The organism is Agromyces luteolus, assembly GCF_009729855.1.
Lineage (GTDB): Bacteria > Actinomycetota > Actinomycetes > Actinomycetales > Microbacteriaceae > Agromyces > Agromyces luteolus.
In genome coordinates this window covers 31,743-57,515 of sequence record NZ_WODA01000007.1, presented here as the reverse complement: position 1 = coordinate 57,515, position 25,773 = coordinate 31,743, and the positions used below count along the sequence as shown (strand labels likewise).

Below are 25,773 nucleotides of genomic sequence, written 5' to 3'. Positions count from 1 at the left end.
CCGCGGGCTCCGCGCGGCGACCCGGCCACGTCCGCCCACGCGCGGAGGCCGCGACCCCGAGGGGTCGCGGCCTCCGCGGGCGCGCCGCCGGGTCAGCCCATCTGGGCCGCGAGTCGCTTGGCCCGAGCCGCCCGCGACACCTGCGCGATGACCACGATCGCGAGCGCGACGAGGAACACCGCCGACGCGATCACGTTCGCCTCGGCCGGGATGCCGCGCGAGGCCGAGATGTAGATGTACTTCGGGAACGTCGTCACCGAACCGGAGTTGAAGTTCGTGATGATGAAGTCGTCGAAGCTCAGGGCGAACGACAGCAGTGCCGCCGCCATGATGCCGGGCGTCAGCAGCGGGAACGTGATCCGCCAGAACACCTCGCGGGGCGAGCCGTACAGGTCGCGCCCGGCCTCCTCGAGCGCGGGATCGAGGCTCGCCACACGGGCCTTGACCGTGACCACGACGAAGCTGATGCAGAACATCGTGTGCGCCAGGATGATCGTGAGCATGTCCTTCGGCACGCCGACGGCGAGGAACTGCGCCGCGAGGCCCGCACCGAGGACGACCTCGGGCGTGGCCATCGGCAGGAACAGCAGGAGGCTGATCGCCGAGCGCGCCCGGAAGCGGTACCGGACGAGCGCGATCGCGATCATCGTGCCGAGCGTCGTCGCGACGACCGTCGACACGAGGCCGATGACGATGCTGTTGCCGAACGCCTCGCACACCGCTCCGCCCTCGACGTTGCAGACGTTCAGCCACTTGTCGAACGTGAACCCGCGCCACGCGATGTTCGACTTCAGGGAGTCGTTGAACGAGAACACGAAGGTGTACGCGATCGGGATCAGCAGGAAGATGAACGCGAGGACGACGTAGACCGGAAGGAGCCAGTCGCCGAGTCCGATCCGGCGCCGACGCGGCCGCTGGGGCCCCCGCCGGTCCTCGAGTTCCTCGCTCTCGGTCAGGCCGCCGAGGACGGCTGCCGCCTGGACTTCGCCGCTCACAGCAGGTCCTCCGTTCCGGATCGCTTCACGTACACGCCGACGAGCACGAGGATCGCCGCCATCAGGATGATCGAGAGCGCCGCGGCCGCCGGGTAGTTCAGCAGCACGAGGAAGTTCGCCTCGATCACGTTGCCCATCATCTGCGTGTCCGGACCTCCGAGGAAGTCGCGGCTCGCGTTGACGTAGTCACCGGCCGCAGGGATGAACGTGAGCAGCGTGCCCGCGACGATGCCGGGCATCGACAGCGGGATGGTGACCTTGCGGAACACCGTGAACGAGTTCGCGTAGAGGTCGCTGCCGGCCTCGAGGTAGCGCGTGTCGAGCCGCTCGAGGGTGGTGTAGAGCGGCAGGGTCATGAACGGGATGAAGTTGTACGTCAGGCCGAACACGACCGCGAACGGAGTCCCGGCGAAGTAGGCGTCGGGAGCGAGCAGCGACAGCGCCTTGAGCGACGTGATGATCAGCGACTCGTCCGAGAGGATCTGCTTCCACGCGAGGGTGCGCAGCAGGAAGCTGATGAAGAACGGGGCGATGACGAGCACGAGCAGCAGGCTCTGCAGCAGCGGCCTCCGCCGCGCCTTCACGCCGATGAAGTAGGCGATCGGGTAGCTGAACAGGAGCGCGAACACCGTCGCCAGCAGGGCGTAGCCGAACGACCGGAGGATGTGCGGCCAGTAGTCCTGGATGACGGTGACGTAGTTCTGCCAGTTGAAGGCGTAGTCGTACACGCCGATGTCGCCGAACTCGCTCGGTGCCTGCAGCGAGGTCAGGATCAGCGAGATCAGCGGGGTGAGGAAGAACAGGACGAGGTAGAGGATGCCGGGCAGGAGCAGGAAGAGCGCGATCGGGCTCTTCCTCCTCGTGGTCTGCGGCTGCGCCTCGGTCGTCGCGAACGCTGCGAAGGCCATGGCTCAGCTGCCCTCGAGCTCCGTGATGAGCGCCTCCCGGCGCTGCACCGCGATGGACTGCGTGTCGGCGTCGGCCGGGAAGCGCGACGACTCGTCCGGCTCGTCCGAGAGCCCGAAGCCGTGCTCGACGTCCCAGCTCAGCCAGACCTCGGAGCCCTCGTGCGCGACCGGTCCGAACGTCATGTTCTGGGCGAAGACCGACATCGTGCCGACGCCCGGCACCGCCACGATGTACTCCGTGCTGACCCCGGCGAAGGAGACGTCGATGACCCGGCCGGGGCCGAGCAGGTTGCGATCCGCGACCTCGTCGGGCTGCTCCGCGTGGAGCGTGACCTTCTCGGGACGCACGCCGACCGTCACGAGCCCGCGGTGGCGCTGCGAACGCGCCGTCGCGACCGTGATGCGGTGTCCGCCGGCGTCGACCGTCATCGCCGACTCCGTCGTGCCGACGACGTCGCCGGTGAACAGGTTCGACTTGCCGAGGAAGTTCGCGACGAACGCCGTGCGCGGCAGCTCGTAGAGCTCCTCCGGTGCGCCCATCTGCTCGATCGCACCCTTGTTCATGACCGCGACGGTGTCGGCCATGGTCATGGCCTCCTCCTGGTCGTGCGTGACGTGGAGGAAGGTCAGGCCGACCTCCTCCTGGATCGTCTTCAACTCGAGCTGCATCTGGCGGCGCAGCTTCAGGTCGAGCGCGCCGAGCGGCTCGTCGAGCAGGAGCAGCGCGGGCCGGTTGACGATCGCACGGGCGAGTGCGACGCGCTGCTGCTGGCCGCCCGAGAGCTGAGCGGGACGTCGCTGCGCGAGGTGGTCGAGCTCGACGAGCTTCAGCGCCTCGTGCGCCTTGGTCTGGGCGTCGCCGATCCGGCGGCGCTTCAACCCGAACGCGACGTTGTCGATGATCGACATGTGCGGGAAGAGCGCGTAGCTCTGGAACACGGTGTTGACGGGGCGCTGGTGGGCCTTCGTGTCCGTGACGTCCTTCCCGCCGATGAGGATGCGGCCCGCGGTGGGCTCCTCGAGGCCGGCGACGAGCCGCAGGGTGGTCGTCTTGCCGCAGCCCGACGGTCCGAGGAGCGCGAAGAACGACCCGGCCGGGATCGTCAGGTCGAGCTCCTCGATCGCGGTGAAACCCGGGAACCGCTTCTGGATGCCGACCAGCTCGAGGTCGGCGCCGCTCTCGGCGAACTCGCGGATCGACATCACGAACCCAGGAGGATCTGCTGGAACTGCGTCTGGTACTTCTGCTCCTCGGCGCCGTCCAGCGCACGGAAGATGAACGCGTTCGAGAGCGTCTCCTCGTTGGGGAAGATCAACTGGTTCTCGGCGAGCTCGGGGTCGATCGCGACGGCGGCCTCCTGCGCCCCGACGACGGGCGTGATGTAGTTCACCCAGGCGGCGACCTCTGCGGCGACCTCGGGCTCGTAGTAGTAGTTGATGAGCGTCTCGGCGTTCGTCTTGCGCGGCGAGCCGATCGGGATCAGGAAGTTGTCGTTCCACAGGGTGCCGCCGGCCGTGGGGATGGCGAACTGCCACTTGTCGCCGGCCTCGGCGTTCAGGACCGTGATGTCGCCCGACCAGCAGATGGCCGCGAGCGTGTCCTCGCTCTTGAGGTCCTCGAGGTAGGAGTTGCCCTTGATGTTGCGGATCTGGCCGTTGGCGACCTGCTCGTCGAGGACCTCGATCGCCGCGTCGAACTCGGCGTCGCCCCAGTCGGGGCTCGAGATGTCCACGCCGTTCTGGAGCATGATGAGCCCCATCGTGTCGCGCATCTCGGAGAGCACGCCGACCCGGCCCTTCAGCTCGGAGTTCCAGAGGTCCTCGACGGTCTCGAGGCCGCCGGGCACCTTCTCGGTGTTCCAGCAGATCCCGGCGAAGCCGCCCTGCCACGGGAGGGAGTGGGCGCGGCCCTCGTCGAAGCTGGGATTCGCGAGCGCAGGCGCCAGGTTGGCGATGTTCGGGATGTTGCCGTGGTCGAGCTCCTGGGTGTACCCGAGTCGGATCCAGCGGGAGACCATCCAGTCCGTGAGGCAGACCGTGTCGGCGCCGATGTCCTGTCCGAGCGCGAGCTGGTCCTTGACCTTGCCGTAGTACGTGTTGTTGTCGTCGACGGCGACGTCGTAGTTCACTTCGATGCCCGTCTCCTCGGTGAAGCGGACCAGCGTGGGGTAGTTGCCGTCGTCGTCCTCGTCGATGTACGCGGCCCAGTTGGCCCAGTTGAGGGTCTTGTCGGTGTCCGAGACGTCGGCCGCCGCCGACGGTCGGGCCTGGCCGCCGCCCGTCGAGCACGCCGCGAGCGCGAGCGCCGAGGCACCGGCTCCGGCTCCGGCGAGCAGGCCGCGTCGCGTCAACTGCGCCTGGCGGGCCTGCGCGACGAGGGCGCGGACGATGGGGTCCTGGGGAAGGGGACGGCTGCTCACGAGGGTCTCCAATCGACATGCATGCGCGTGCAGGGGTGCGAAGATACTGACACACTGCGTGGCGGAAATCAGCAGATGATGTCCGAATCGTTAATTTCTGCGAGCATCACGCACGGAATCAGTGCCGGGACCGGCCCGAGACGGACGGAATCCGTCGTCATGCGACCGGCCAGGCCGCTCGTTCCGTCGTGCGGTCGACACCGGTGAACCAGCACTGGTCGCGATCGACGTCGAGCAGCGGCAGGATGCCGGCGTCGCGCACCAGCGCACGCGACTCGGGACCGCTGCCATGGACGACGAGGTCGGCGCGCGAGCGGGCCGCGGCGGCGAGGCCCCAGTCGGCGGCCCAGGCATCGGCGTCGCCGACGATCACGACACCGCCGCCACCGGAGTCGATCGCGTGCCGTGCCCGCCGCGCGGCGTCCGGGCCGTCGGCGAGGCGGATCAGCTCGACCTCGGGCGCGATCCGGCCGATCGCGTCCGCGTCGACGCCCGGTCGCGCCGATGCGACGGCGACGGGGCGGGCCGTGTCGAATCGGAGCGGCGGCGCCTCGACCCGCGGCGCGGGAGCCGTCGGGCGGTCGGCGCGGAGGAACTGGGCAGGGTGCCCGCGCCACTGACCGGCACCCGGCGGCGCGGCCCCGCGATGCAGGCGGCCGTCGCCGCCGGCGTGCACGAGATCGCCGCGACTCGCGTGCCGCAGCAGCACGTGGACGGCCGCACCGTCGCGGACGGCCGAGCCGAGCGCGGCGGAACGTCCGGCCGCGAGGGCGACCGCCGGTCCGCCGGCGCGGCTCGCCCGGATCAGCTCGCCGAGCGCCTCCAGCGCGGCGAGCCGGTGCTCCTCCGGCCACCCCGCGAAGCGCAGCTCGACGTCGTCGACCAGCACGAGTCGCACGGCCGAGGCCTCCTCGTCGGGCCCAGCCTGTCCCGTGGTGCGTCGTCGGAGCGTCGCGAGCGCATCCCACACGGCGCTGCGCGCGCCCTCGACCCGCAGCACCGCTGCGGTGCCGTGGCGACGCGCGACCTGCATCGCGAGCGCCTCGATGAGGGCGGTCCGTCCGGAACCCTGTGCGCCGAGCACCACCAGCGCCCCGTCGACCGCCGGCGTCCAGGTCGCGACGATCCGACGCTGGGCCGCGGGCTCGTCCGCGACACCGAGGATCAGCGCGGCGGACCCCGTCGAGTCGACCGCACCTCCCCCTGCCCCGTCCGCTCCGAGTACGGCGTCGACGTCGTCGGGTCCGATGCTCGAGGGCAGCGGATCGAGCCACGGACGCCGCGGCGGCGCGGACCCGGCGTGTGCTGCCGCGATCCCCGCGATCTCCGCTCGGGCCGCGAGTGCGGACTGGAACTCGACCACGCGACCGTCGCCGGGGTCGACCAGCGCACGCCCCGGGCGGCTCGGGTCGAGCCGCTCGGCCCCGTCGACGCCGAGCACCGCGACGCCGTCCGCACGATCGAGGACGCGCAGGGACATCCGGATGCCGCAGTTCGCGCTCACCTGCTCGCGCACGACGCCGTTCGGGCGCTGCGCCGCGAGCACGAGGTGCACGCCCAGCGATCGGCCGCGCGCCGCGACGTCCGCCACCACGGCACCGAGCTCCGCGAATCGCTCCATCATCGCCTGGAACTCGTCGACGACGACCACCAGCCGGGGAAGCGTCACCGCTCCGGAGAGCTCGGTGATGCTCCGCGCCCCGGACTCGGCCAGGACGCGCTCGCGATGACGAAGTTCCGCGCGGATGCTCTCCACGGCGCGCGCCGCCTCGTCCTCGTCGAGATCGGTGACCAGGCCGACGGCATGCGGCAGCACGCGCACGGGTTCGAAGGCCGCGCCGCCCTTGAAGTCGACGAGCAGGAACGCCACCCGGTCGGGTGCGTATCGCGCCGCCATGGCGGCGATCCAGGCCACGAGCAGCTCGCTCTTCCCGCTGCCCGAGGTGCCGGCGACGATCGCATGCGGGCCGGCGACGAGGTCGATCGCGACCGGCCCGTCGGCGCCGACGCCGATCGTCGCGGAGAGGCTCGATCGGTCCGCCGTCGGATCGGGGGCCGGCAGCAGTCCGCCGAGCCCGATCGAGTCGGGGAGCACCGCCGGCCCCGATGCGATGCCCGCACGCGCGGCGATGCGCGCGAGCCGATCCGTTGCGCGCCCCGCCTCCGCCTGGGACAGCAGTTCCGGCTCGAGCGCGCGGGAGTCCGCACCGATCACGTGGAGGAGCGCGCTCCGCGGCGCCATCACCTCGACGACGGTGCGGACCCCGGGCGGGAGGGACGCCGCATCGGGCGCGACCGCGATCACGGCGCCGTCGCGGTCGCCGACCTCGGCCCGCGCCGACGCCGCCGCGTCGGAGACGCCCGCTCCGGCGACCGCCTCGACCACGCGGAGCACGGCGGCATCCGCCGTCGAGGACCGGTGCGGGAGGTCGACGAGCCAGTCCCACGCCGTCGACGGGCCGACGATGCGGCACCGCGACGGGTCGGTCGCCTCCGCGACCTGGACGATCGCCGCGCGAGCCGACGCCCGGGCGAGCGCAGGCTCCCCGACGAAGCCGATGCCCCCGGCGAGCGGCGCGCACACGGGCGCGTCGGCGAGCACCGCGGCATCCGCGGCCAGTCGGACCGCATCGGGATCCTCGACCCGCACGCCCTCGATCGACAGGCGACTCCGGACGATCCCCGAGCCGACCACGACCGCCTCCGGCAGCGGGAACGACCAGGCCGGAGCACCATGGCTCGCGAGCGCGCGGGCAGGGGGCGACCGGCGCCACGCCGCGACCCGCTCGAGGTCGTGGCGCCGGGCCACCTCCGAGCGGAGCCGGCCGAACTCGCCCTCGCGGTGGACGAGCTGCCGCCGTCGCGTGCGCCGAGCGGTGCGGCGCGCGTCGAGCACGGCGGCGATCGCCACGAGCGGGCCGAGCGCGGCGAAGGCGAGCGAGACCACCGAGCCCGTGATCGCCCAGATCGCCACGGCCCCGGCGACCGGCGCGGCCGTCGCGAGCCACGGGAAGGGGGAACGCGCGGGCTCGGTCGGGAGGGGCGGCACGTGGAGCGCCGGCAGGGCCTCGAGGCTCGTGGCGGCATCCGTCATGCCTCGAGCAGATCAGACGTCGACTCCGATCCCCCGGTCGCGCGGGCGTCGAGCGGTCCACGCGATCGGCCCGTCGGCCGTGCAGGACGAGTCGCCCGCGGTCAGGCGACGACGAACGCCTGCTCGCCGATCTCGACCCGGCTGCCCCGCGGAACGAGCACGCGACGGCCGGGCTCGCACCGGACCCCGCCCTCGCCGGGCCGCCGGACGACGGTGCCGTTCGCGGAGAACCGGTCGGCGACCCACAGGTCGCCGTCGTGCTCGCCGAACTCGAGGTGGGTCTTCGACACCGAGAGGCCCCGATCGACGATCTGCACGAGGTGGTCGAACGCCTCGCCGGGCTCCGCCAGCGGGCGGCGACCGACGAGACCGGTGCCGTGGACGGTCACCACCTCACCGGTGGTGAAGGTCAGGACGAAGCGGGCGGATGCCGCATCCGCGGGTTCGATGGTCGGCGCCGATTCCGGGACCGGCGCGGCCTCCACTGCCGGGTCCGCACTCCCGGCCTCGACCGCCTCGCCGATCGGCACGCTCAGCACGCCGGAATCGGACCGATGGATGACGTAGGTGTCTCCCGGCCGAGGATCGTGGGGCCGGCGCGACTCGGGCGTCGCGGACGTCGAGCTTCCGCACTCGCCGCAGAACATCGCCCCCTCGGGCAACGTCGCACCGCAGATCCGGCAGTTCACGTCCCGGCTCCCTTCCGCGAGCCAGCGTACCCGCCGAGCGAACCGAGCGAGACGCGCGCTCGGGCGCGTTCGAGCCACGTCCGCGGTTCGTCCATGCGCCGCTGCAACTCGCCCACCGCGGCCCAGACGCGTTCATCGTCGCCGTCACCCGGACCGTCCGGCCCGAACACGGCGCGGTCCACGACCGAGGCGAGCACCGCCGGACCGAGGCCGCCGACGACCGCGGCCTGCTCGGCGCGCGTCGCGGTCTGCGCCATCGGGTAGCCGTAGTCCGTCGCCTGGTCGGCGAACTCCTCCCATCCGCCCTCGATGCGCTCCTCGGGCGTCGGAGCCCGACGGCGCAGGCGTCGACGGCGGGCCTTCGCAGCGATGACCGCGAGGAAGGGACTGGCGAGGAGGGCGAGTGCGGCGAGCACGATGCCGGCGATGCGGAGGACGGCCAGGATGGCGTCCAGCCATCCCGCGCCCCGGTCCGGGTCCTCGGAGCCCGAGTCCGGCTCGGCGGCCAGGTCGTCGACCGGCGTCGGGTCCTCGGGGGGCGGCAGCGCGGACTGCGGCCGGGAGACCACGGTCGGCTCGTCGGGCTGCCGCTCCGGGATCGGCCGGACCTCCGGGTTCGGATCCACCGCGATCCACGCACCGTCCTCGGCCTGGACCTCGATCCACGCCTGCAGGTCGGCGCTGCGGAAGACCACGTCGCCGTCGCCGGCGGAGCGGGAGTCGCCGTCGCCGGAACCGGAACCGTCGCCGTCGCCGTCGCCGTCGCCGTCCGCCGGGAGGTAGCCGACCACGACCCGCGTCGGGAAGCCGATGGCGCGCGCGAGCATCGCCGCCGCGACGGCGTACTGCTCTCCGTCGCCGACCATCGGCTTGGCCGTCGCGAGCTCCGCGAGACGGTCGAGGGCGTGGCCCGATCGACTGGGCACCTCGTCCTCGCCGACGCCGTGGCTGACGTATCCCTCGCGGTGGAGGCCCTCGACGAGACCGGCGAGCCGCACGCCCGGCTCGTCCGAGGAGCGCGTCCAGCGGTCGAGCAGCCTGAGCAGCGCGTCGGGCGGATCCGGGGAATCCGGCAGGACCGCGCCGCCGGGCCGGAGCTCGGCGAGGTCGACCGGTTCGATCCAGGCGATCGAGTCGGCCGTGTACCGGTCCTCCGACCGGAGGCCGGATCGCACGCCGGCGGTGCCGGTCACGTCGTTGTACGCGAACCCGTCCTCGAGCTCGCCTGCCCGTGGGCCGGCGAAGGCGATGCGTTCGAGCCGGCCGACGCCGGGCACCCAGACGTCGTCGTAGCCGAGCACGGCGACGTCGAGCCGGACCTCCTCGCCCGGGGTCGCGGTCTGGTCGAGTCGGTAGGGCAGTCGCGAGAACTGTCCGGATGCGCCCGAGCGATCGCTGTCTCCCACCGAGTAGACGATGCCGTCGTACGTGTCGAGCGTGGCGATCCGCAACCCGGCCCCGGCGGGGAGCCCGGTGACGCGGAGCATCTCGTCCTCGGCCACCTCGGGCGCGAATGCGGCCCGGAACGCCGCCAGCGGACTGTCGTAGTCGCTCGGTTCGAACGGGGGTCGGAGCTCGGCCCGGACCACGTCCCTGGGCCCGGGCGGGAGCACGAACGTGGCAGCGGTCGCACCGACGAGGGCGACGGCCGCGACGGCGGTCGCGCCGACGATACGACGCACGTCCGCCAACGTCGACTCGCCGGAGTGCTCGACGACGGCCCGCCGACGTTCGGCGATGGCGACGCGCACGAGCCACGCGATCGCGGTGACGAGGAACGCGACGCCCGCCTCGAACGCCGCTTCGTCGTGCACGACCCCGAGCACCACGCCGACGACGAGCAGCACGGCGGGCGGCAGCAGCGCCGTCGACGGGCGGCGCGTGCGGAGCGCGATCGTGACGGCGGTCGCGGTCGCGATCACTCCGAGCACGAACGGCGGGACGAGCAGCGCCTGGTACGAGCCGACCGGGACGGAGATGGTGACGAGCTGCTTCCACGACAGCGCCACCGCGGCGACGAGCTCGACGAGCCCCTCGGCGGTCGGCAGGACCTCGGCGTAGGCGCTCGTCGGCACCGCTACGGGCACGCCCAGGACGAGGTACGCCGCCGCGATCGCCGACGCCACCGCCCAGGACGGCCAGGACCACACGGCGCCGGCGAAGCCGATGGCCGCCCCGGTGAGGATCGCCACCCCCGCGGCGTGCACGAACGCCGGGCTCTCGTAGATCGGCCACCACGGGAGCATCGCCGTTCCCGCGACGGCGATGATCATCGCCGTGCTCACGAGCGCGGAGCCGAGGCTCGCGCCCGCGATCCTGAGCGGCGCCCGACCCCGCGCGGAGTCCGGACGGCGTGCACCCGTGGCCGTGCTCATGCGACGGACGCCGTCCTCGCGAGCATGGCCGTGAGGTCCTCGAGGTAGCCGATCCCGTAGACCGACAGTCCGCCGACCGATCGCGCCGTCGCCTCGCCCTCCGCCGAGCAGCGCACCGCCACGGCCTCGATCCCGAGCGGCAGGCGCGAGGCCGCCTGCCGGAGGTCGGCGACGCCGCGCGCGCCGCCCGTGACGACGAAGGCGAGCGACACGCCCGACACCGACTCGGCGGCCGCACGCGCCGTGTCGGCGAGGCCCGACGCATGGTCGTCCGCCTCGACCAGGCACAGCGCATCGAGCAACCGGTCGCGCGAGGCGGTGGGCAGTTCGCCGATGGCCGGCTGACGCCGTCGTGGCGCGCCGACGCCGCCGAGCGCGGCCGGGTTCGCGAGCCCGCGACGCGACCCGGCCTCGCCTCGCGTGTCGGGCTCGCGGCCGAGGCGGTCCCGCCCCGAGACGACGAACGCGAGACTCCGGGCGTCGCGGATCGCGCGAGCGCCGATGGAGGCCGCGACGCTCACGGCGAGTTCGAAGTCCTCCTCGTCCTCGTAGGCGTCCGCCGCGAGGTCGAGCAGCACCATCAGTCGACTGCGTCGGGTCTCCTCGAACTGGCGGACCATGAACGTCCCGGTCTTGGCCGAACTCCTCCAGTGGATGTACCGGCGGTCGTCGCCCGGCTGGTACTCGCGCAGCGCGTGGAACGCGATGTCGCTCGCCGTGAGGTCCCGGGTCGGCGAACCCTCGAGGTCGCGGAGGAAGCCGGTGCTGAGGGCGGACACCGCGATCGTACGAGGGTGCACGTGCAGCATCCGGACGTCGGACCACACGATCTCGCGTCGCATCAGCCCGACCGGGTCGGCGCGCACGGTGCGCACTGGGCCGACCTCGACGACGCCGCGTCGTTCGGTCGGGATCGGCACCCGTTCGTCCAGCGTCCCGCCGCGAGGCAGTGCGGGGAAGAACCGCGAGACGACGCGCCGTCCCACGGGCACCTCGATCCGCGCGCCCGAGAACCGCCGCCGCCCGGGGTTGCGCGCGACGAGACGCGCCTCGGCGGCCTCCCCGACGGCCACGCGCGGCACGGGGAGCGTGAGCTCGATCGCGCCGGCCCCGCGTCCGACCAGCCATGCGGATGCGAGCGCGAGCACGGCCGCGGCCCCCCATCCGATGAGCGCGAGCTCGAGCCAGCCGAACCCGTACCCGAGGACGAGGGCGAAGACGGATGCCGCGAGCACGCCCCACCCGAGGGGCGTCACGACGCTCCGGCCCGCGCGCGTCCATCGCTCGACGACGGCCACCGCGCTCCGGACCGCGACGACCGCGCGCGCGATCGTCACGGCGAGGAAGCCCTGCTTCGCAGCCTCCTCGGGGATCGACGTGCGCGTCTGGAAGGTCACCCGGCCTGCCTCGCTGATGGCGGCGGCGTCTCGATCAGCACCTGCGCGATCATGTTCGATGCCGTCACGCCGTCGAACTCCGCCTCGGGATCGAGGATCAGCCGGTGCGCGAGGACCGGCTCGGCGAGCGCCTTGACGTCGTCGGGCACGACGTAGTGCCGTCCTCGTCCGGCGGCGTGGGTCTTCGCGGCGCGCACGAGGGACAGCGCACCGCGGACGCTCACCCCCAGGCGGACCTCGGTCGCGCTGCGGGTCGCGTCGACCAGCCGCGACACGTAGTCGTTGATGGTGGGGTCCACGTACACGGTGCGCGCCAGCGCCGCCATCTCGACGATCTGCTCGGCGTCGAGGCGCGGGTCGACCCGATGGTCGTGCGCCCGCTGGTCGGTCCCCTCGAGGATCCGGATCGTCGACGCGTGGTCGGGATACCCGATCGAGGTCCGCATGAGGAACCGGTCGAGTTGCGCCTCGGGCAGGCGGTACGTGCCCGCCTGCTCGACGGGGTTCTGCGTCGCGATGACCATGAACGGCCGGCCGACGACGTGCGTCTGCCCGTCGACCGTGACCTGGCCCTCCTCCATCACCTCGAGCAGCGCCGACTGGGTCTTCGGGCTCGCGCGGTTGATCTCGTCGGCCAGCACGATGTTCGCGAACACGGGGCCCGGGTGGAACTCGAAGGCGCCCGACCGCTGGTCGTAGACCGAGACGCCGGTGATGTCGCCGGGGAGGAGGTCGGGCGTGAACTGCACGCGGTTGCTCGAGCCCGCGACGGACTGCGCCATGGCACGCGCGAGCGAGGTCTTGCCCGTGCCGGGGACGTCCTCGAGCAGGAGGTGGCCCTCGCTGAGCAGGGCGGTGAAGGCGAGGCGGATGACGCGGTTCTTGCCGAGCAGGATCTCCTCGACCGCTCCCACGAGCTCGTCGAGGTTCGACGCGAATCGGGTGGCGTCCTCGGGGGTCATGGTCATGCGGTGCTCCTCGTGGGATTCATCGGGACTCGAACCTCGCGGTGACGCCCGCGACCTCAACATCCAACCAGACGAGGTCGCCGGGCTTGGCGCCGTTGACCTGGCAGGAGGTCGCACCCTGTGCCGTGCGGCCGACGCGGTCGCCGTCGACGCCGCAGCGGAAGGCGGCCGGAAGGCCGTTGTTCGCGGGTGCGGCGGTCCACGACCACGTCGAGGTGGCGTCGTCGTACGCGCGGCCCGGGAGGGCGAAGGTCAGCGTCGGCGACTCCTCGCCGGGGAACGTGCCGGACCACGGGCCGCAGGTGCCCCAGACCGTGCAACTGCGGACCTGGAAGCGCGCGGTCTCGCCGAACGGACGGTTCAGGAGCTGGCGCAGCCATCCGGAGCCCGAGAAGTCCTTCGGCGAGCCGACGCGCGCGCCTGCGGCGTCGACCGCGATGATCTGGAGTCGCTTCGTTCCGCCGTCGACGTCGTCGATGTAGCGGTCCCAGGTCTCCGGGTTCGACCAGTCCATGCCGCTGCGGACGCTCGAGATCGCGCCGGGCGCCGGGCGGACCACGGTCGTCGCCACCTCGGTGGACACGCAGCCGGCGCGGTTCCAACCCCAGACGACGAAGCCGTATCGAGCGGACTCCGTGCTCGTGCCGCCGAATTGCACGCTCGAGGCGCCCGCGCCGACGCGGACCATCTCGGCGACCGTGCCGCCGACGGTCGGGGCGACGACCGAGCCCGGTGCCGGGCTCGTCACCGAGCAGGCCTGCGCTCCCCCGGGGATCGAGGTCTCGCCCTCGACGAGGCGCTGCACGAAGTACCCGCCGATCGCATCGCCGTTCCCGCCGAATGGCGACCAGGACACGACGACCGTGCCGGCCGCGGGATCGGCGTCGACCGTGATCCCGCCCGCGATCGGCGTGCCGAACGGCGTGCCGGTCGTGCTCGCCTCGGTCCACGCGGCGAGCGCGGGCAGCGCCCCGTTGCGGGCGCTGACCGTGATGCCGACCGAACTGCCGTTCGCGAGCCCCTGCGATTCGACGGAGCAGACGGACGCCGTGCAGGCCCGGTCGGCGACGACCTCGATCGGGGACCCCGCGATCCAGACGACGTAGGTGCTGACGGGGCTCCCCGTCCCCGTGGACACGGGAACCCATTCGACCCGGAGTCGCCCGTCGAGCGGCACGGCCCGCAGGCCGGTCGCGGCCGGGGGGATGACGTCCGACCAGACCGGGGTCGGGAGCTGGACCGGGTCGCCGAGTCCGATCGCGTTGCGCGCCTGCATGCGCACGATCACCGCCGCGCCGGGGCCGTTTCCGAGCGTGGGCACGGTGCACGTGGTCGCCGCGCACTCCGTCGCGGCGAGCTCCGCACCGCCGTCGGGGTCGAGCAGGCTGATCCGATAGGCCTCGATCGGCGAGTTGTTCGATGCCCCCGCCCCGAACGCGACGTCGAGCTCGCCGTCGCGGAACGCCGTCAGCCGCGCGTCCGTGACGGGATCCGGCCGATCCTGGACGGAGATCGTCACGGTCCCCCACGCATAGCGACTCGAGTCGTTCGTGGCGTCGGCGACCTGGTACTCGAGCGTCGTGTTCACCGGCTCCGCACCGGGCGAGACCGTGACGGAGAGACGCGACCGGTCCTCGTCGGGCACGACGGTGAGGCCCGCGGGGAGGTTCTCGGCGCCGAGCCCGCGGACGCGGAGCACTCGGAGGGGCGTGCCGGGGAACGGGTTGCCCGCGGCGTCGTTCTCGAGCACGTCGACCGAGGTCGTGAGCCCGCGCGGCGCGACCGCGACGTCCGGAGCGGGCCGCGCGACGGGACGCGTGGACGGGACGACGCGCAGCTCGATGCGGCCGGGGGTGCCCTCGACTCCGTCGGCGGTCACGCCGACGGTGATGCCGGCGCGGGTGCCCTGCGGGGTCGACTCCGCCGCGCGGACCCGCAGTTCGCTGCCGTCCAGGGCAGCGCCGAATCCGTCGGGGAGCTCGCCGATGAGGCGGTACTCCAGGTCGGCGTCGTCGGAACCGGGGAGGCTGGTCAGGCGTTCGAGGTCGATGGCCTTCTCCTGCCCGGGCTCGAAGTCGATGACCCCGCCCTCGAACGCCGGCGGCTGCCCCTCCCTCGGGGTGACGTCGATGGGGATGACGATGGTGCCGGTGCGCCCCTCCGGGTCGTCCGCGGAATCGCCGTCGGTGACGGTGAACGAGATCGACGCCGGTCCGAAGTAGCCGGCCTCGCTGCGGAACCGCACCGTGTCGGCGTCGACCGCGAGGTCGCTCCCGTCGGAATGGGACGCCCGCACCGTCGCGGCGTCGGTCAGGCGGACGGGCCGTCCGGAGGCCGCGACGACGTAGTCCTCCAGGTCGAGGACGACCTCCTCGCCGGTCGTCACCTCGACCGGCGGTGCGTCCCGGCGCAGCTGCGGCAGCGCATCGTCGCGCCCGGGCACCCAGATGAACGCGTAGGCGCGCAGGGCCGGGTCGTCGGGGTGGGCGACGGAATAGGGCACGATGCGGCGCCGGTCCTGGACCTCGACGTGCACCGTGCCGCCCGAGACGCGCGCTCCGTCCGAGTAGCCCGGGATCAGCGCGACGTCCGCGTCGGCCGCGTCCGCATCGGCGATGAAGACCTCGTCCAGCACGTCGACGTCGACCTCGTCCTCGTCGAGGACGTCGGTGAGGCTCAGGACGACGTCGGCCGCCTCCGGCCTGCTGAGCGGCGCGTCGGGGTCGGCCGTGATGCGCACGAAGCTCGAGGCGCTCGCCTCGCGCTCGTTCGAGATCGTGTAGATGGCGCCGTAGAGTCCGGGGCCGCTCGGGACGTCGACGATCACCAGGTCGTCGACCTGTTCGACCACGGTGCCGGGAGTGTTGGCCTCGACGCCCGTGAGGCGCAGGGCCGAGCCGTCCGGGTCGGTGTCGTTCTCGAGCACGCGGACGGCGATCGTCCGGCCCGGACGGACGGTGATCTCGTCCTCGATGGCGACCGGATGCCGCGCGCCCTCCAGTCCGGGTGCGACTCCGACCCGCACGGTGCCCGTCGCACGAGCCCCCAGGGCGTCGACGACCGTGTAGGCGAACGTGTCCGTGCCCGCGGAGTACTCGCCGGCGTGGTACTCGAGCCAGTCCGCGCCCCGATCCACGACGGAGCCCCGCTCGGGATTCGACTCCTGGCCGATGAGCTGCACGGAATCGCCGTCGGGGTCGATTCCGCCGAGCGCGATCGGGATGCGCACGGTGCCCCCTGCGAGGACGCGCGCCGTGGCGGTCCGCGGGACGGGTGGCGAGTTGCTCTCGGCATCCGCGTCCCGGACCGTGATCCGGACCGACGCGGTGCCGAACTGGCCGTCGGGTCCCTCCACGCGGTACACCGCCTCGAACTCGCCCGGCCGGTCGGGTGCGTGATAGCGGAGGCGTGATCCGGAGGTGAACAGCGGGCCGGCGTCGGGCTCCTCGACGAGATCCGGCGAGAGCGTGAGCCGGTCGCCGTCGGGGTGCTCGTCGTTGTCGAGGACGGGGATGTCGATGACGTCGCCGGTCCGCGCCGAGGCCGTGTCGGCCACGGCGACCGGCGGCTGGAATCGATCGGGCCTCGGCACCTCGACCACCGTGACCGAGCCCACGGCGTCGGCGAGGCCGTTGCTCACCCGGTAGTCGAAGGTCGTGGAGCCGGTCGCGAGCGGCTGCATCAGCGTGACGCGGAGGATGCGATGCTCGACGACCTCGACCCGGAGCGCGGGATCGACCTCCTCGGCGAGGCCGGTGATGATGAGCAGTCCGCCGGTCGGGTCGATGTCCGACGCGAGGACGTCCACCTCCATCGGCTGCTCGAGCCGGAGGAACGCCGTGTGCGGCACGGTGACGGGGGTCGTGTCGCGCTCCGGCGGAGCCGACACCTCGACCCGGACGAGTCCGGTGGCGGTGCGTCCCTCGTCGGTCACGGTGTACTCGAGGTAGTGCGTGCGGACGTCGTCGGTCCGGAAGCGGAACGTCCCCGCGTCGAAGTCGGGCGTGATCACCGCTCCGGGCTTCGAGGGCACGGCGCTCAGGTGCGGCATCCCCGTGCCGCCGCGGACGTGACGGAGCGGTTCGAGCTCGATCTCCTCCCCGGCGGTGGCGAGCGCCACGAACGACTCGGCGATGAGCGGCGCCTCGCCCGGCGCGCGCACCGCCACCACCAGTGCACCGGTGCCATCGTCCCGCCCGTCCGAGACGGAGAGCGACACCGTCCGCGACGCACCCTCGCCGGCCTCGTCGAACACGACGACCCCGTCGGCCGTCGACGAGACGCGGTCGGGCGCGTCCACGGCCGCGCGACGCAGGAAGACCGGATCGCCGTCGGGGTCGACCCACTCGCCGAGCACGGCCGTCGTGACGCGCCCGCCCTGCTCGACCATCGCGCGGCTCTCGCGGACCTGTCGCGGCGCCTCGTTCTCCTCGGGCGGCCGGACGCCGACGCTCACGAGTGCGCGCGCGCTGCCGCCGCGTCCGTCGTCGATCGTGTAGCCGAACTCGAACGCGCCCTGTGCGGCCTCGCCGAGCGTGAGCTGCACCTGCTGCCGGTCGGCGACCAGGTCGAGCCGGGCGCCGTCGGGCAGGTCGCCGTCGACGCCCGAGACGACGAGGACGTCCCCGTTGGCGTCGTAGTCGTTGAGCAGCACGGGGAGCAGCGTGGCCCGTCCGGGCCGGGCGCCGAACTCGTCGTCGAGCGCGACCGGAGCCACCTGGGCCTTCTCGATCGTGGGGGTCGCGTCCGGATCGTTCTGCTCGACCGTCTCGTCGTCGCGCTCGATCGCGAGCAGGTCGTCCCAGTTGTCGATCAGGCCGTAGTCGCCGGATGCCGCCCATGTCGCGCCCGACCGCCGGTCGTTCAGGACGACCGTCTCGCCGTTGGCCCGGAAGTCCGGGGACAGCGCGCCCTCGGCGCCGATGAGGGGCACGACGGAGCCGGCGTCGCCGTCGCACTCGCGCCAGGCGATGCCGTCGCCCCACGCCGCATGGCGGCAGTCCGCGTGCACCACGGGTTCGGCCGGTTCCCCGCCGTGGTCGCCCGACAGCTCCGAGGGCTCCGAACCGTCGAACGGGAGTTCCAGCAGTCGTTGCCGGGTCGCCAGCAGCACGGCGTCGCCCGTCGTGGCGGGCCGCTGGAGCACCGGGTCGTCGTCGGCATCGGCGAGTCCCTCGAGGGACGTGCTCGCGCCGCCCTCGAACGTTACGGTCGCCGCCTCCTCGTCGAGGATCGCCCATCGGCCGGCGACCGACGTGATCTGCGTCACGACGTCGTCGTCGAGCGGATCGAGCTCCCAGGTGGCCTGCGTCCGGTCGGGATCCGCCGCCGACACGCGTGAGACGACGCCGGTGGTCGGCGTGAACGCGAGGATGCGTCCCGCCTCGTCCACAGACACCACCGAACCGGCCCCGAAGGACAGCTCGGGGTCGTCCTCCGCGACGAACGACGCGAACTCCTCGATCGGCCGGACCCAGAGGTCGCCGCCCGCCGTGACGACGACGCGGTCGCCGGCGAGCGCGATCCGGGCCTCGCCGGGAACCGCGACCGTGGCGGTGACGGTCGACGTGGTGGGATCGACGATCCCCACGCTCGCCCGGTCGCGGTCCAGGACGAGCACCGTCGCGCCGCTCTGGACGATCTCGGACCGAGTGCCGCCGGTGTCGACCACCGCGTTCAGCTCGTGCACCGCCGTGTTCGCGCGGCCCACGGTCTGCAGTCCGTCGTTGGGCACCCACACCGACGCGTCCCCGAGGTCGACCCGCTGGGCCGTGTACCCTCCGGATGCCACGGCGACCCCGGCCACGAGCGCGACCACCGCCGCGACCGAGGCACCGGTCACGATCGCGGACCGCCGCCGCGCCCAGAGGGTCCGGAGGTTCATCGCGGCACCTCGTCCACCTCGGTGCAGCGCTCCGCGCTCGGCTCGCCGGTCCTGCCGTCACGCCACACGGTGACGGTGGCGCAGACGGTGCCCGGCTCGTCGAGGCTCAGCGCGTACTCGGCGGCCCGCTGCGGCGCGAAGGACTCGCCCTGGACGGTGACGATGTAGGCGTCCCCCTGCCGGAGGCCGGGGTCGTCCCACGCGAACTCGACCGTGGCGCCGTCGGTGCTCGCCCGGACGTCGGCGACCACCGGGATGTCGCCGGCGTTCCCGGCGACCGTCAGGAGTCCCGCGACGACGAGCCCGACGAAGACGGCGGCGGCGATCGCGACCCCCAGGATGAGCCGTCCGGTCGAGGGCGGCGTGGTGCGGGCGCGGCTCGACAGCGAGCCCTGGGAGTGCGAGTCCAGGCTGCGCGGCATCGGGCGGGCGGATGCTCCGGCCCGGCGCCGTCGCGAGCGCCCCGAGGCGGCGGCCACGCTGGTGCCGGCGCCGATGCGCGTGCGTTCGTCGAGGTCGACCGCGGTGGCGAGCGCCCAGTCGTCCATGGCGACCTCGAGCGGGGTCTGCGGGAGAGCGAGCTCCTCCTCGACCGCCTGCAGGTCGCGGATGAACTCGAGGGCGCTGCCCTGGCGATCGGTCGGCCGCTTGGACATCGCACGGGAGAGCACGGCCTCGAGGCTCCGCGGGACGTCGGGGCGGCCGGTCGGCGGCACCTTCGCCTTCTCGATGCGACCGACCAGCGCGACCGTGCCGTTGTCGCCGCCGGGGACCTCGAACGGGCTGCGTCCCGCGAGGAGCGAGTAGACCGTCGCGCCGAGCGACCAGACCTCGCTCGCGACCGTGCCCGCGACCTCGTCGAGGAGCACCTCCGGGGCCGACCACGGCACGGAGAGCCCGACGGCGTCGCTCGCCTCGGCCTGCCCGAGGGTCGCGGCGATGCCGAAGTCGGAGAGCACGGGATGGCCGTACGCGGTCGTCAGGATGTTGGACGGCTTGATGTCCCGGTGCAGCACGCCCTGTCGATGCGCGGTCTCGACGGCGCTCGCGATCCGCACGCCGATCGAGAGCACCTCGGCCAGCGGGAGCTGCACGGCCCGGTAGCGCTGCCCGAGGGTCGCGGAGCAGTACTCCATGACGAGGTACGGCCGCCCGTCGGCGGCGACGCTGGCCTGGTAGACGGTGAGGATCGACGGATGGCTCGACAGCTGCGCCATCAGGTTCGCCTCGGCCTGGAACATCTGCCTGACCTCATCGTTGACGACTTCGGCGAGGAGGACCTTCACGGCGACCAGACGCCGCGGCATGTTCTGCTCGTAGAGGAAGACGTCGGCGAACCCGCCCGAACCGAGGACCCGGATGAACGAGAACCCGGGCAGGTTGGGCGGGGTTGACGGCAGTCGCCTCGACACGATCCTCCCGCTGGCCTCTGGTGCGTTGCGTCCCGGCGCGGCGACGCGTCGGGTCTCGCGCCCAATTCTAGGTCCGGTGCGTCGGGCGGGATCAGCCGTCGTCGACGGATGTGGACGGCCGCACCACCCGGAGCACGTCGACGACGACGACCGTGACGTTGTCCCGTCCGCCGTTGCCGACCGCCGCCTCCACGAGTTGCCGCACGGCCTGCTCGGGCGAGCGACCGGAGATGAGGAAGTGGCGGATGCCGTACGGCGTCAGCTCCTTCGTCAGCCCGTCGGAGCACACGAGGATGCGCATGCCCTCCTCGAGCGGGATGGCCCGGTAGTCCGGAATCGGCGCCTCGTGGAACCCGACCGCCCGCGTGATCACGTTGGAGTGCGGGTGGGTCTCCGCCTCCTCGCGCGTGATCTGGCCGGCATCGACGAGCTCCTGCACGATCGAGTGGTCGACCGTGAGCTGGTCGAGCGCGCCGCCGACGAGGCGGTACACCCGCGAGTCGCCGATGTTGAAGACGATCCACGCGGGCTCGTCGCCGATGACGCCGAGCGCCACCCCGGTGACGGTCGTGCCGCTCCCCTCGTCGGTGACCCCCGCGCCGCGTCCCATGTCGCGCACCGCCAGCTTCAGCGCCCCGTCGATGTCGGCCGTGCCGATCGAGGCCCTGCCGCCGTGCTCGGCGAGCCGGGTGACGACGGCGGCGCTCGCGAAGTCCCCGGCCGCGTGCCCGCCCATGCCGTCGGCGACGGCGAAGAGCGGCGCCTGCGCGACGAAGCTGTCCTCGTTGACGGCCCGCCGCAGGCCGGTGTCGGTCGCGGCCGCCCAGGCGAGCGTCACCTCGGTGCGGTCGGGCAGCACGACCGTGTGACGGCTGTTGCCGTTGCCGATCTGCGTCACCCGGTCCCCCACTGTCCGATCGAGTTCATGCGTCGACGCTCCCGAGCGCCGGGAGGATCTCGACGATCGTATCCCCTCCGAGTTGCAGGGTCGTGCCCGGCGTGACCACGAGCGACTCTCCCGATCGCAGCCGACGTCGCCCCGCGGCGGTCCGGACCACGGTCCCGTTCGTCGAGCGGAGGTCCGCCGCGATGAGCCGGCCGCCCTCCATCCGGAGCTCGAGGTGGGTCGCCGAGACGACGCCCGCCGGGGAGTGGACGCGGACGAGGGCGACCTCCCCGGTCGCCATCCGCGGGGCGCTGGGGCTCCTGCCGAAGAGCACGGGGACGGACACGTCGCCGACCTCGCCGCCCACCACGCGGTAGCGCGGCGTCGGCTGTCCGCGCTCGGCGGCGACCGGGGCGACGGATGCCGCGGCATCCGCCCGCACGTCGTCGGCGCGTCGCTCGGCGAGCTGCGCGCGAGCCGCGCTCGTGAGGACGGTGTCGGCGTCGGCGGCGTTCCCCCGCACGAACCGGACGGTGTCGTCGTCGACGACCTGCATGGGGGCCGTGGGGACGCCGGACGTGGGCCCGCGCCGATCGCGCATGGAGCGCGACGGCCGGGCGAGCCGCGTGTCGAGGTCGGGGTCGCCGGCCCGCGAGTCGGGCGCGACCGGGGCCTCCCGCCAGGACCACTCCACGGCCGACGCTCGGAACGCCGCGCGCTCGGACGGCACCGGCGTACCCCGGAGGCCGGCCTGTCGCACCTCGTCGAGCGCCGAGTCGGCGCCGGCGATGCGAAGCCGCGTCACGGCCGTGAACTCGGCGAGGTGCCACGGCGTGATGCCCCGCGAGTCGAGTCGGCGTGCGCCGCCAGGCGAGGCGAGGTCGATGACGGCGTCGCCGCGCACGATCGCGGTGATCGGATCGCCCGACGCCGGCCACCACACGAGCGCGAAGTGCTCGACCCCGCCGGCGCCCATGGGGATCCGGGCCACGAGCTCCTCGAGCTCGAGCGACTCCCGGCCGGCGGACTCGGCGAGCCGGGTCAGGACCCGGTCCGCGGCCGGCGCCGCGACGGCCGCGATGAAGCGGGATCCCACGACGACGTCCCACTCCGGGGAGCCGGGCTCCTCCCGGCGGCGCACCGCACCATCGACCATGGGGTCCAGTCTGGCACCGCGCGAGGCGATCAGCCGATGTAGCTCATCACGTGCTTGAGCCGCGTGTAGTCCTCGAACCCGTACTGCGAGAGGTCCTTGCCGTAGCCGGAGTGCTTGAACCCGCCGTGCGGCATGTCGGAGACGAACGGGATGTGCGTGTTGATCCACACGCATCCGAAGTCGAGGTGCTTGGCGAACCGCATGGCGCGACCGTGGTCGCGGGTCCACACCGAGGCCGCGAGCGCGTAGTCGACCCCGTTCGCCATGGCGAGCGCGTCCCATTCCTCGCGGAACGACTGCACGGTGAGCACCGGGCCGAAGATCTCGCGCTGCACGGCCTCGTCGTCCTGCCGCAGGCCGGTGACGACGGTGGCCTCCCAGAAGTAGCCCCGGTCGCCCTGGCGACGGCCGCCGACGGCGAGGTCGGCGTGGTCGGGCAGGCGGTCGATGAATCCGGAGACGTTCGCGAGCTGGGTCGGGTTGTTGAGCGGCCCGTAGAACACGCCGTCCTCGCGCGGACCGCCGGTGCGAGCACTCGTCCGGATGCGCTCGACGAGGGCCGCGACGAGCTCGTCGTGGACGGACTCGTGCACGAGCACGCGCGTCGCCGCGGTGCAGTCCTGCCCGGCGTTGAAGTACGCGGCCGAGACGATGCCCTCGGCCGCGGCCCCGAGGTCCACGTCGTCGAACACGATCGCGGGCGCCTTGCCGCCGAGTTCGAGGTGCACCCGCTTGAGGTCGGATGCCGCGGCCCGAGCGACCTCCATTCCGGCACGCACCGACCCGGTGATGGCGACCATCTCGGGCGTCGCGTGCTGGAGCAGGGCCGCGCCGGTGGCGCGGTCGCCCGTCACCACGTTGAGCACGCCGGCCGGGAGGAACTCGGCGGCGACCTCGGCGAGCTTCAGCGTCGCGAGCGGGGTCGTGTCGGAGGGCTTCAGGACGACGGTGTTCCCGGCCGCGATCGCGGGCGCGACCTTCCAGACGGCCATGTTCAACGGGTAGTTCCACGGCGCGACCTGGCCGATGACCCCGATCGGCTCGCGACGGACGTAGGACGTGTGGTCGGCGAGGTACTCGGCGGCCGCGCGACCCTCGAGGTTCCGCGCGGCGCCGCCGAAGAAGCGGAGCTGGTCGACCGACTGCAGGATCTCGTCGGCCACGAGGCTCGCACGGGGCTTGCCCGTGTCCTGCGACTCGAGGTCGGCGAACTCCTCGGCGCGTTCCTCCATCGCATCGGCGATGCGGAAGAGCGCGAGTTGACGCTCGGCGGGGGTCGTCTCGCCCCACTGCTCGAATGCCGATGCGGCGGCGGCGTAGGCGGCGTCGATGTCGGCGCCGGTCGAGATCGGCGCGCTCGCGTAGACCTCCTCGGTCGCCGGGTCGACGAGGTCGAGGGTCTCGTCGGCACGCGCCTCGACGTGGGCGCCGCCGATGAAGTTGCGCAGCAGCTCGGTCACGGGGTTCCTCCGTCTGGATGTCGTCTGGCGGCCGCTCGGCCGACGATCGAAGGCACGCCGGGCCGGGCCGCGCGGTGGCGTCCATGCTCGCACACGACCGGGTCGAACGGAAGTGCCCGAACGATGGAATCCGTGGTGAACGCCTCCAGAATCGACGGAATCGCTTGTGGTTCGATCGATGCACTGTCATGATCGAACGCATGACGAACGGGAATCGCCCGACGAGCCATCGCCCGGTGCAGCTCGACGACGTCTCGAAGGCGATCATCGAGCAGCTCCAGGCCGACGGCCGGCGTTCCTATGCGGACATCGGGAAGGCGGTCGGCCTCAGCGAGGCCGCCGTCCGCCAGCGTGTCCAGCGGCTCACCGAGGCCGGCGTGATGCAGATCGTGGCGGTGACCGACCCGATGCAGCTCGGCTTCACCCGCCAGGCCATGATCGGCATCCGTGTCACCGGCGACACGCGCGCGCTCGCGGAGGAGCTCGCGGCCATCCCCGAGATCGACTACGTCGTGCTCACCGCGGGCAGCTTCGACCTGCTGGCCGAGGTGGTCTGCGAGGACGACGACCAGCTCATCACGCTGCTCAACTCGCGCATCCGCAACCTCGACGGGGTCCAGACCACGGAGACGTTCGTCTACCTGAAGCTGCAGAAGCAGTTCTACAACTGGGGCACCCGCTGACGGCGGGCCTGCCCGGAAGGAGATCCCGATGACCACCCTCGACACGGCTGCGCGCCTCGGCACCGCCGGCTTCGACGACGCTGCACTGCAGCAGAAGGCGAAGGACCATCTCTGGATGCACTTCGCGCGCCAGTCGACGATGGAGGAGCACGGCGTGCCCATCATCACGCGAGGTGAGGGCCACCACGTCTTCGACGCCCAGGGCAGGAAGTACTTCGACGGCCTCTCGGGCCTCTTCGTCGTGAACGCCGGCCACGGGCGCCGTCGCCTCGCCGAGGTGGCGGCGAAGCAGGCGGAGGAGCTGGCCTTCTTCCCGATCTGGTCCTACGCGCACCCCGCGGCGATCGAACTCGCGGACCGGCTCGCCGACTACGCGCCCGGCGACCTCGATCGCGTCTTCTTCTCCACCGGCGGCGGCGAGGCCGTCGAGACCGCGTTCAAGCTCGCGAAGTACTACTGGAAGCTCCGCGGCATCCCCACCAAGCACAAGGTCATCTCGCGTTCCGTCGCGTACCACGGCACGCCGCAGGGCGCCCTCGCGATCACGGGCATCCCCGCGATGAAGCAGATGTTCGAGCCGATCACGCCCGGCGGGTTCCGCGTGCCGAACACGAACTTCTACCGGGCGGCCGAGATGGGCGGCCCGACGGACGACCTCGAGGCCTTCGGTCTCTGGGCGGCCGACCGCATCGAGGAGATGATCCAGTTCGAGGGCCCGGAGACGGTCGCCGCGGTGTTCCTCGAGCCGATCCAGAACTCCGGCGGATGCTTCCCGCCGCCCCCCGGGTACTTCCAGCGCGTGCGCGAGATCTGCGACAAGTACGACGTGCTCATGGTCTCCGACGAGGTCATCGCCGCGTTCGGACGCATCGGCCACATGTTCGCGTGCGATGCCTACGGGTACGTCCCCGACATGATCACCTGCGCGAAGGCGATGACCTCCGGCTACTCGCCCATCGGCGCGACGATCGTCTCCGAGAAGATCTACGAGCCGTTCAAGACGGGCACGACGAGCTTCTACCACGGCTACACCTTCGGCGGCCATCCGGTCTCGGCCGCCGTCGCGCTCGAGAACCTGGACATCTTCGAGGAGGAGCGTCTCAACGAACGGGTGCGCGAGAACTCGCCGCTGTTCCGTGCGGAGCTCGAGAAGCTCCTCGACATCCCGATCGTCGGCGACGTCCGCGGAGACGGGTACTTCTTCGGCATCGAGCTCGTCAAGGACAAGGCCACGCGCGAGACCTTCGACGACGACGAGTCGGAGCGCCTGCTCCGAGGGTTCCTCTCGAAGGCGCTCTTCGATGCGGGCCTCTACTGCCGTGCCGACGACCGAGGCGACCCCGTCATCCAGCTCGCGCCGCCGCTGACCATCGGCCCGGCCGAGTTCCGCGAGATCGAGCAGATCCTCCGCGGCGTGCTCACCGAGGCGGCGAACCGACTCTGACG

The 25,773-nt window shown here is 72.5% G+C and carries 16 protein-coding genes; 2 read left to right on the top strand and 14 right to left on the bottom strand.

The genetic code is table 11. The features are described 5' to 3' along the window. Positions 1–92: 92 nt before the first annotated feature. The 14 genes from GLX25_RS05090 to GLX25_RS05025 all read right to left on the bottom strand — a co-directional run bounded on the left by GLX25_RS05090 (position 93) and on the right by GLX25_RS05025 (position 23,644). On the bottom strand, positions 93–896 hold the full coding sequence (locus GLX25_RS05090) for an ABC transporter permease (protein WP_271192564.1): 804 nt from the start codon (positions 894–896) through the stop codon (positions 93–95). A gap of 95 nt (positions 897–991) precedes the next feature. Next, positions 992–1,903: an ABC transporter permease gene (locus GLX25_RS05085; protein ID WP_155841239.1), complete on the bottom strand. Its 912-nt coding sequence runs from the start codon at positions 1,901–1,903 to the stop codon at positions 992–994. Between the two features lie 3 nt (positions 1,904–1,906). Further along, positions 1,907–3,106 carry an ABC transporter ATP-binding protein gene (locus GLX25_RS05080; RefSeq protein WP_155841238.1) on the bottom strand — a complete coding sequence of 400 codons (1,200 nt, stop codon included), beginning with the start codon at positions 3,104–3,106 and terminating at the stop codon, positions 1,907–1,909. Then, a complete protein-coding gene (locus GLX25_RS05075) occupies positions 3,106–4,323 on the bottom strand; it encodes an ABC transporter substrate-binding protein (RefSeq protein WP_166548462.1) in 1,218 nt (405 codons plus the stop codon). The genes GLX25_RS05080 and GLX25_RS05075 overlap by 1 nt, the downstream gene beginning before the upstream one ends. A gap of 157 nt (positions 4,324–4,480) precedes the next feature. After that, on the bottom strand, positions 4,481–7,417 hold the full coding sequence (locus GLX25_RS05070) for an FtsK/SpoIIIE domain-containing protein (protein WP_155841236.1): 2,937 nt from the start codon (positions 7,415–7,417) through the stop codon (positions 4,481–4,483). Positions 7,418–7,518: 101 nt separating this feature from the next. Beyond that, positions 7,519–7,956, bottom strand: coding sequence for an FHA domain-containing protein (locus GLX25_RS05065; RefSeq protein WP_155841235.1), 438 nt, complete (start codon positions 7,954–7,956; stop codon positions 7,519–7,521). 146 nt (positions 7,957–8,102) lie between these two features. Next, the gene (locus tag GLX25_RS05060; RefSeq protein WP_155841234.1) at positions 8,103–10,481 is read right to left on the bottom strand and encodes a transglutaminase domain-containing protein; all 2,379 of its coding nucleotides are present in this window, start codon (positions 10,479–10,481) and stop codon (positions 8,103–8,105) included. Next, positions 10,478–11,878, bottom strand: a complete 1,401-nt coding sequence (locus GLX25_RS19320) for a DUF58 domain-containing protein (RefSeq protein WP_271192561.1) — start codon at positions 11,876–11,878, stop codon at positions 10,478–10,480. The genes GLX25_RS05060 and GLX25_RS19320 overlap by 4 nt, the downstream gene beginning before the upstream one ends. Further along, positions 11,875–12,846, bottom strand: coding sequence for an AAA family ATPase (locus GLX25_RS05050; protein WP_155841233.1), 972 nt, complete (start codon positions 12,844–12,846; stop codon positions 11,875–11,877). Before GLX25_RS05050 ends, GLX25_RS19320 begins: the two co-directional genes overlap by 4 nt. A 19-nt stretch (positions 12,847–12,865) precedes the next feature. Then, positions 12,866–18,730 carry an Ig-like domain-containing protein gene (locus GLX25_RS05045; RefSeq protein WP_155841232.1) on the bottom strand — a complete coding sequence of 1,955 codons (5,865 nt, stop codon included), beginning with the start codon at positions 18,728–18,730 and terminating at the stop codon, positions 12,866–12,868. Next, the gene (locus tag GLX25_RS05040) at positions 18,727–20,142 is read right to left on the bottom strand and encodes a serine/threonine-protein kinase (RefSeq protein ID WP_166548461.1); all 1,416 of its coding nucleotides are present in this window, start codon (positions 20,140–20,142) and stop codon (positions 18,727–18,729) included. The genes GLX25_RS05045 and GLX25_RS05040 overlap by 4 nt, the downstream gene beginning before the upstream one ends. A gap of 91 nt (positions 20,143–20,233) precedes the next feature. Continuing rightward, positions 20,234–21,040: a PP2C family protein-serine/threonine phosphatase gene (locus GLX25_RS05035; protein ID WP_166548460.1), complete on the bottom strand. Its 807-nt coding sequence runs from the start codon at positions 21,038–21,040 to the stop codon at positions 20,234–20,236. 25 nt (positions 21,041–21,065) lie between these two features. Continuing rightward, positions 21,066–22,184, bottom strand: coding sequence for an FHA domain-containing protein (locus GLX25_RS05030; RefSeq protein ID WP_155841231.1), 1,119 nt, complete (start codon positions 22,182–22,184; stop codon positions 21,066–21,068). Between the two features lie 29 nt (positions 22,185–22,213). Next, entirely contained in the window at positions 22,214–23,644 is a 1,431-nt protein-coding gene (locus GLX25_RS05025; RefSeq protein WP_166548459.1) for an aminobutyraldehyde dehydrogenase, read from the bottom strand. Between the two features lie 200 nt (positions 23,645–23,844). On the opposite strand from GLX25_RS05025, the gene GLX25_RS05020 reads away from it, so the two are divergent. Continuing rightward, the gene (locus GLX25_RS05020; RefSeq protein ID WP_155841230.1) at positions 23,845–24,327 is read left to right on the top strand and encodes an Lrp/AsnC family transcriptional regulator; all 483 of its coding nucleotides are present in this window, start codon (positions 23,845–23,847) and stop codon (positions 24,325–24,327) included. A 28-nt stretch (positions 24,328–24,355) separates the two neighbouring features. Beyond that, positions 24,356–25,771, top strand: coding sequence for an aspartate aminotransferase family protein (locus tag GLX25_RS05015; RefSeq protein WP_155841229.1), 1,416 nt, complete (start codon positions 24,356–24,358; stop codon positions 25,769–25,771). Positions 25,772–25,773 lie beyond the last annotated feature (2 nt).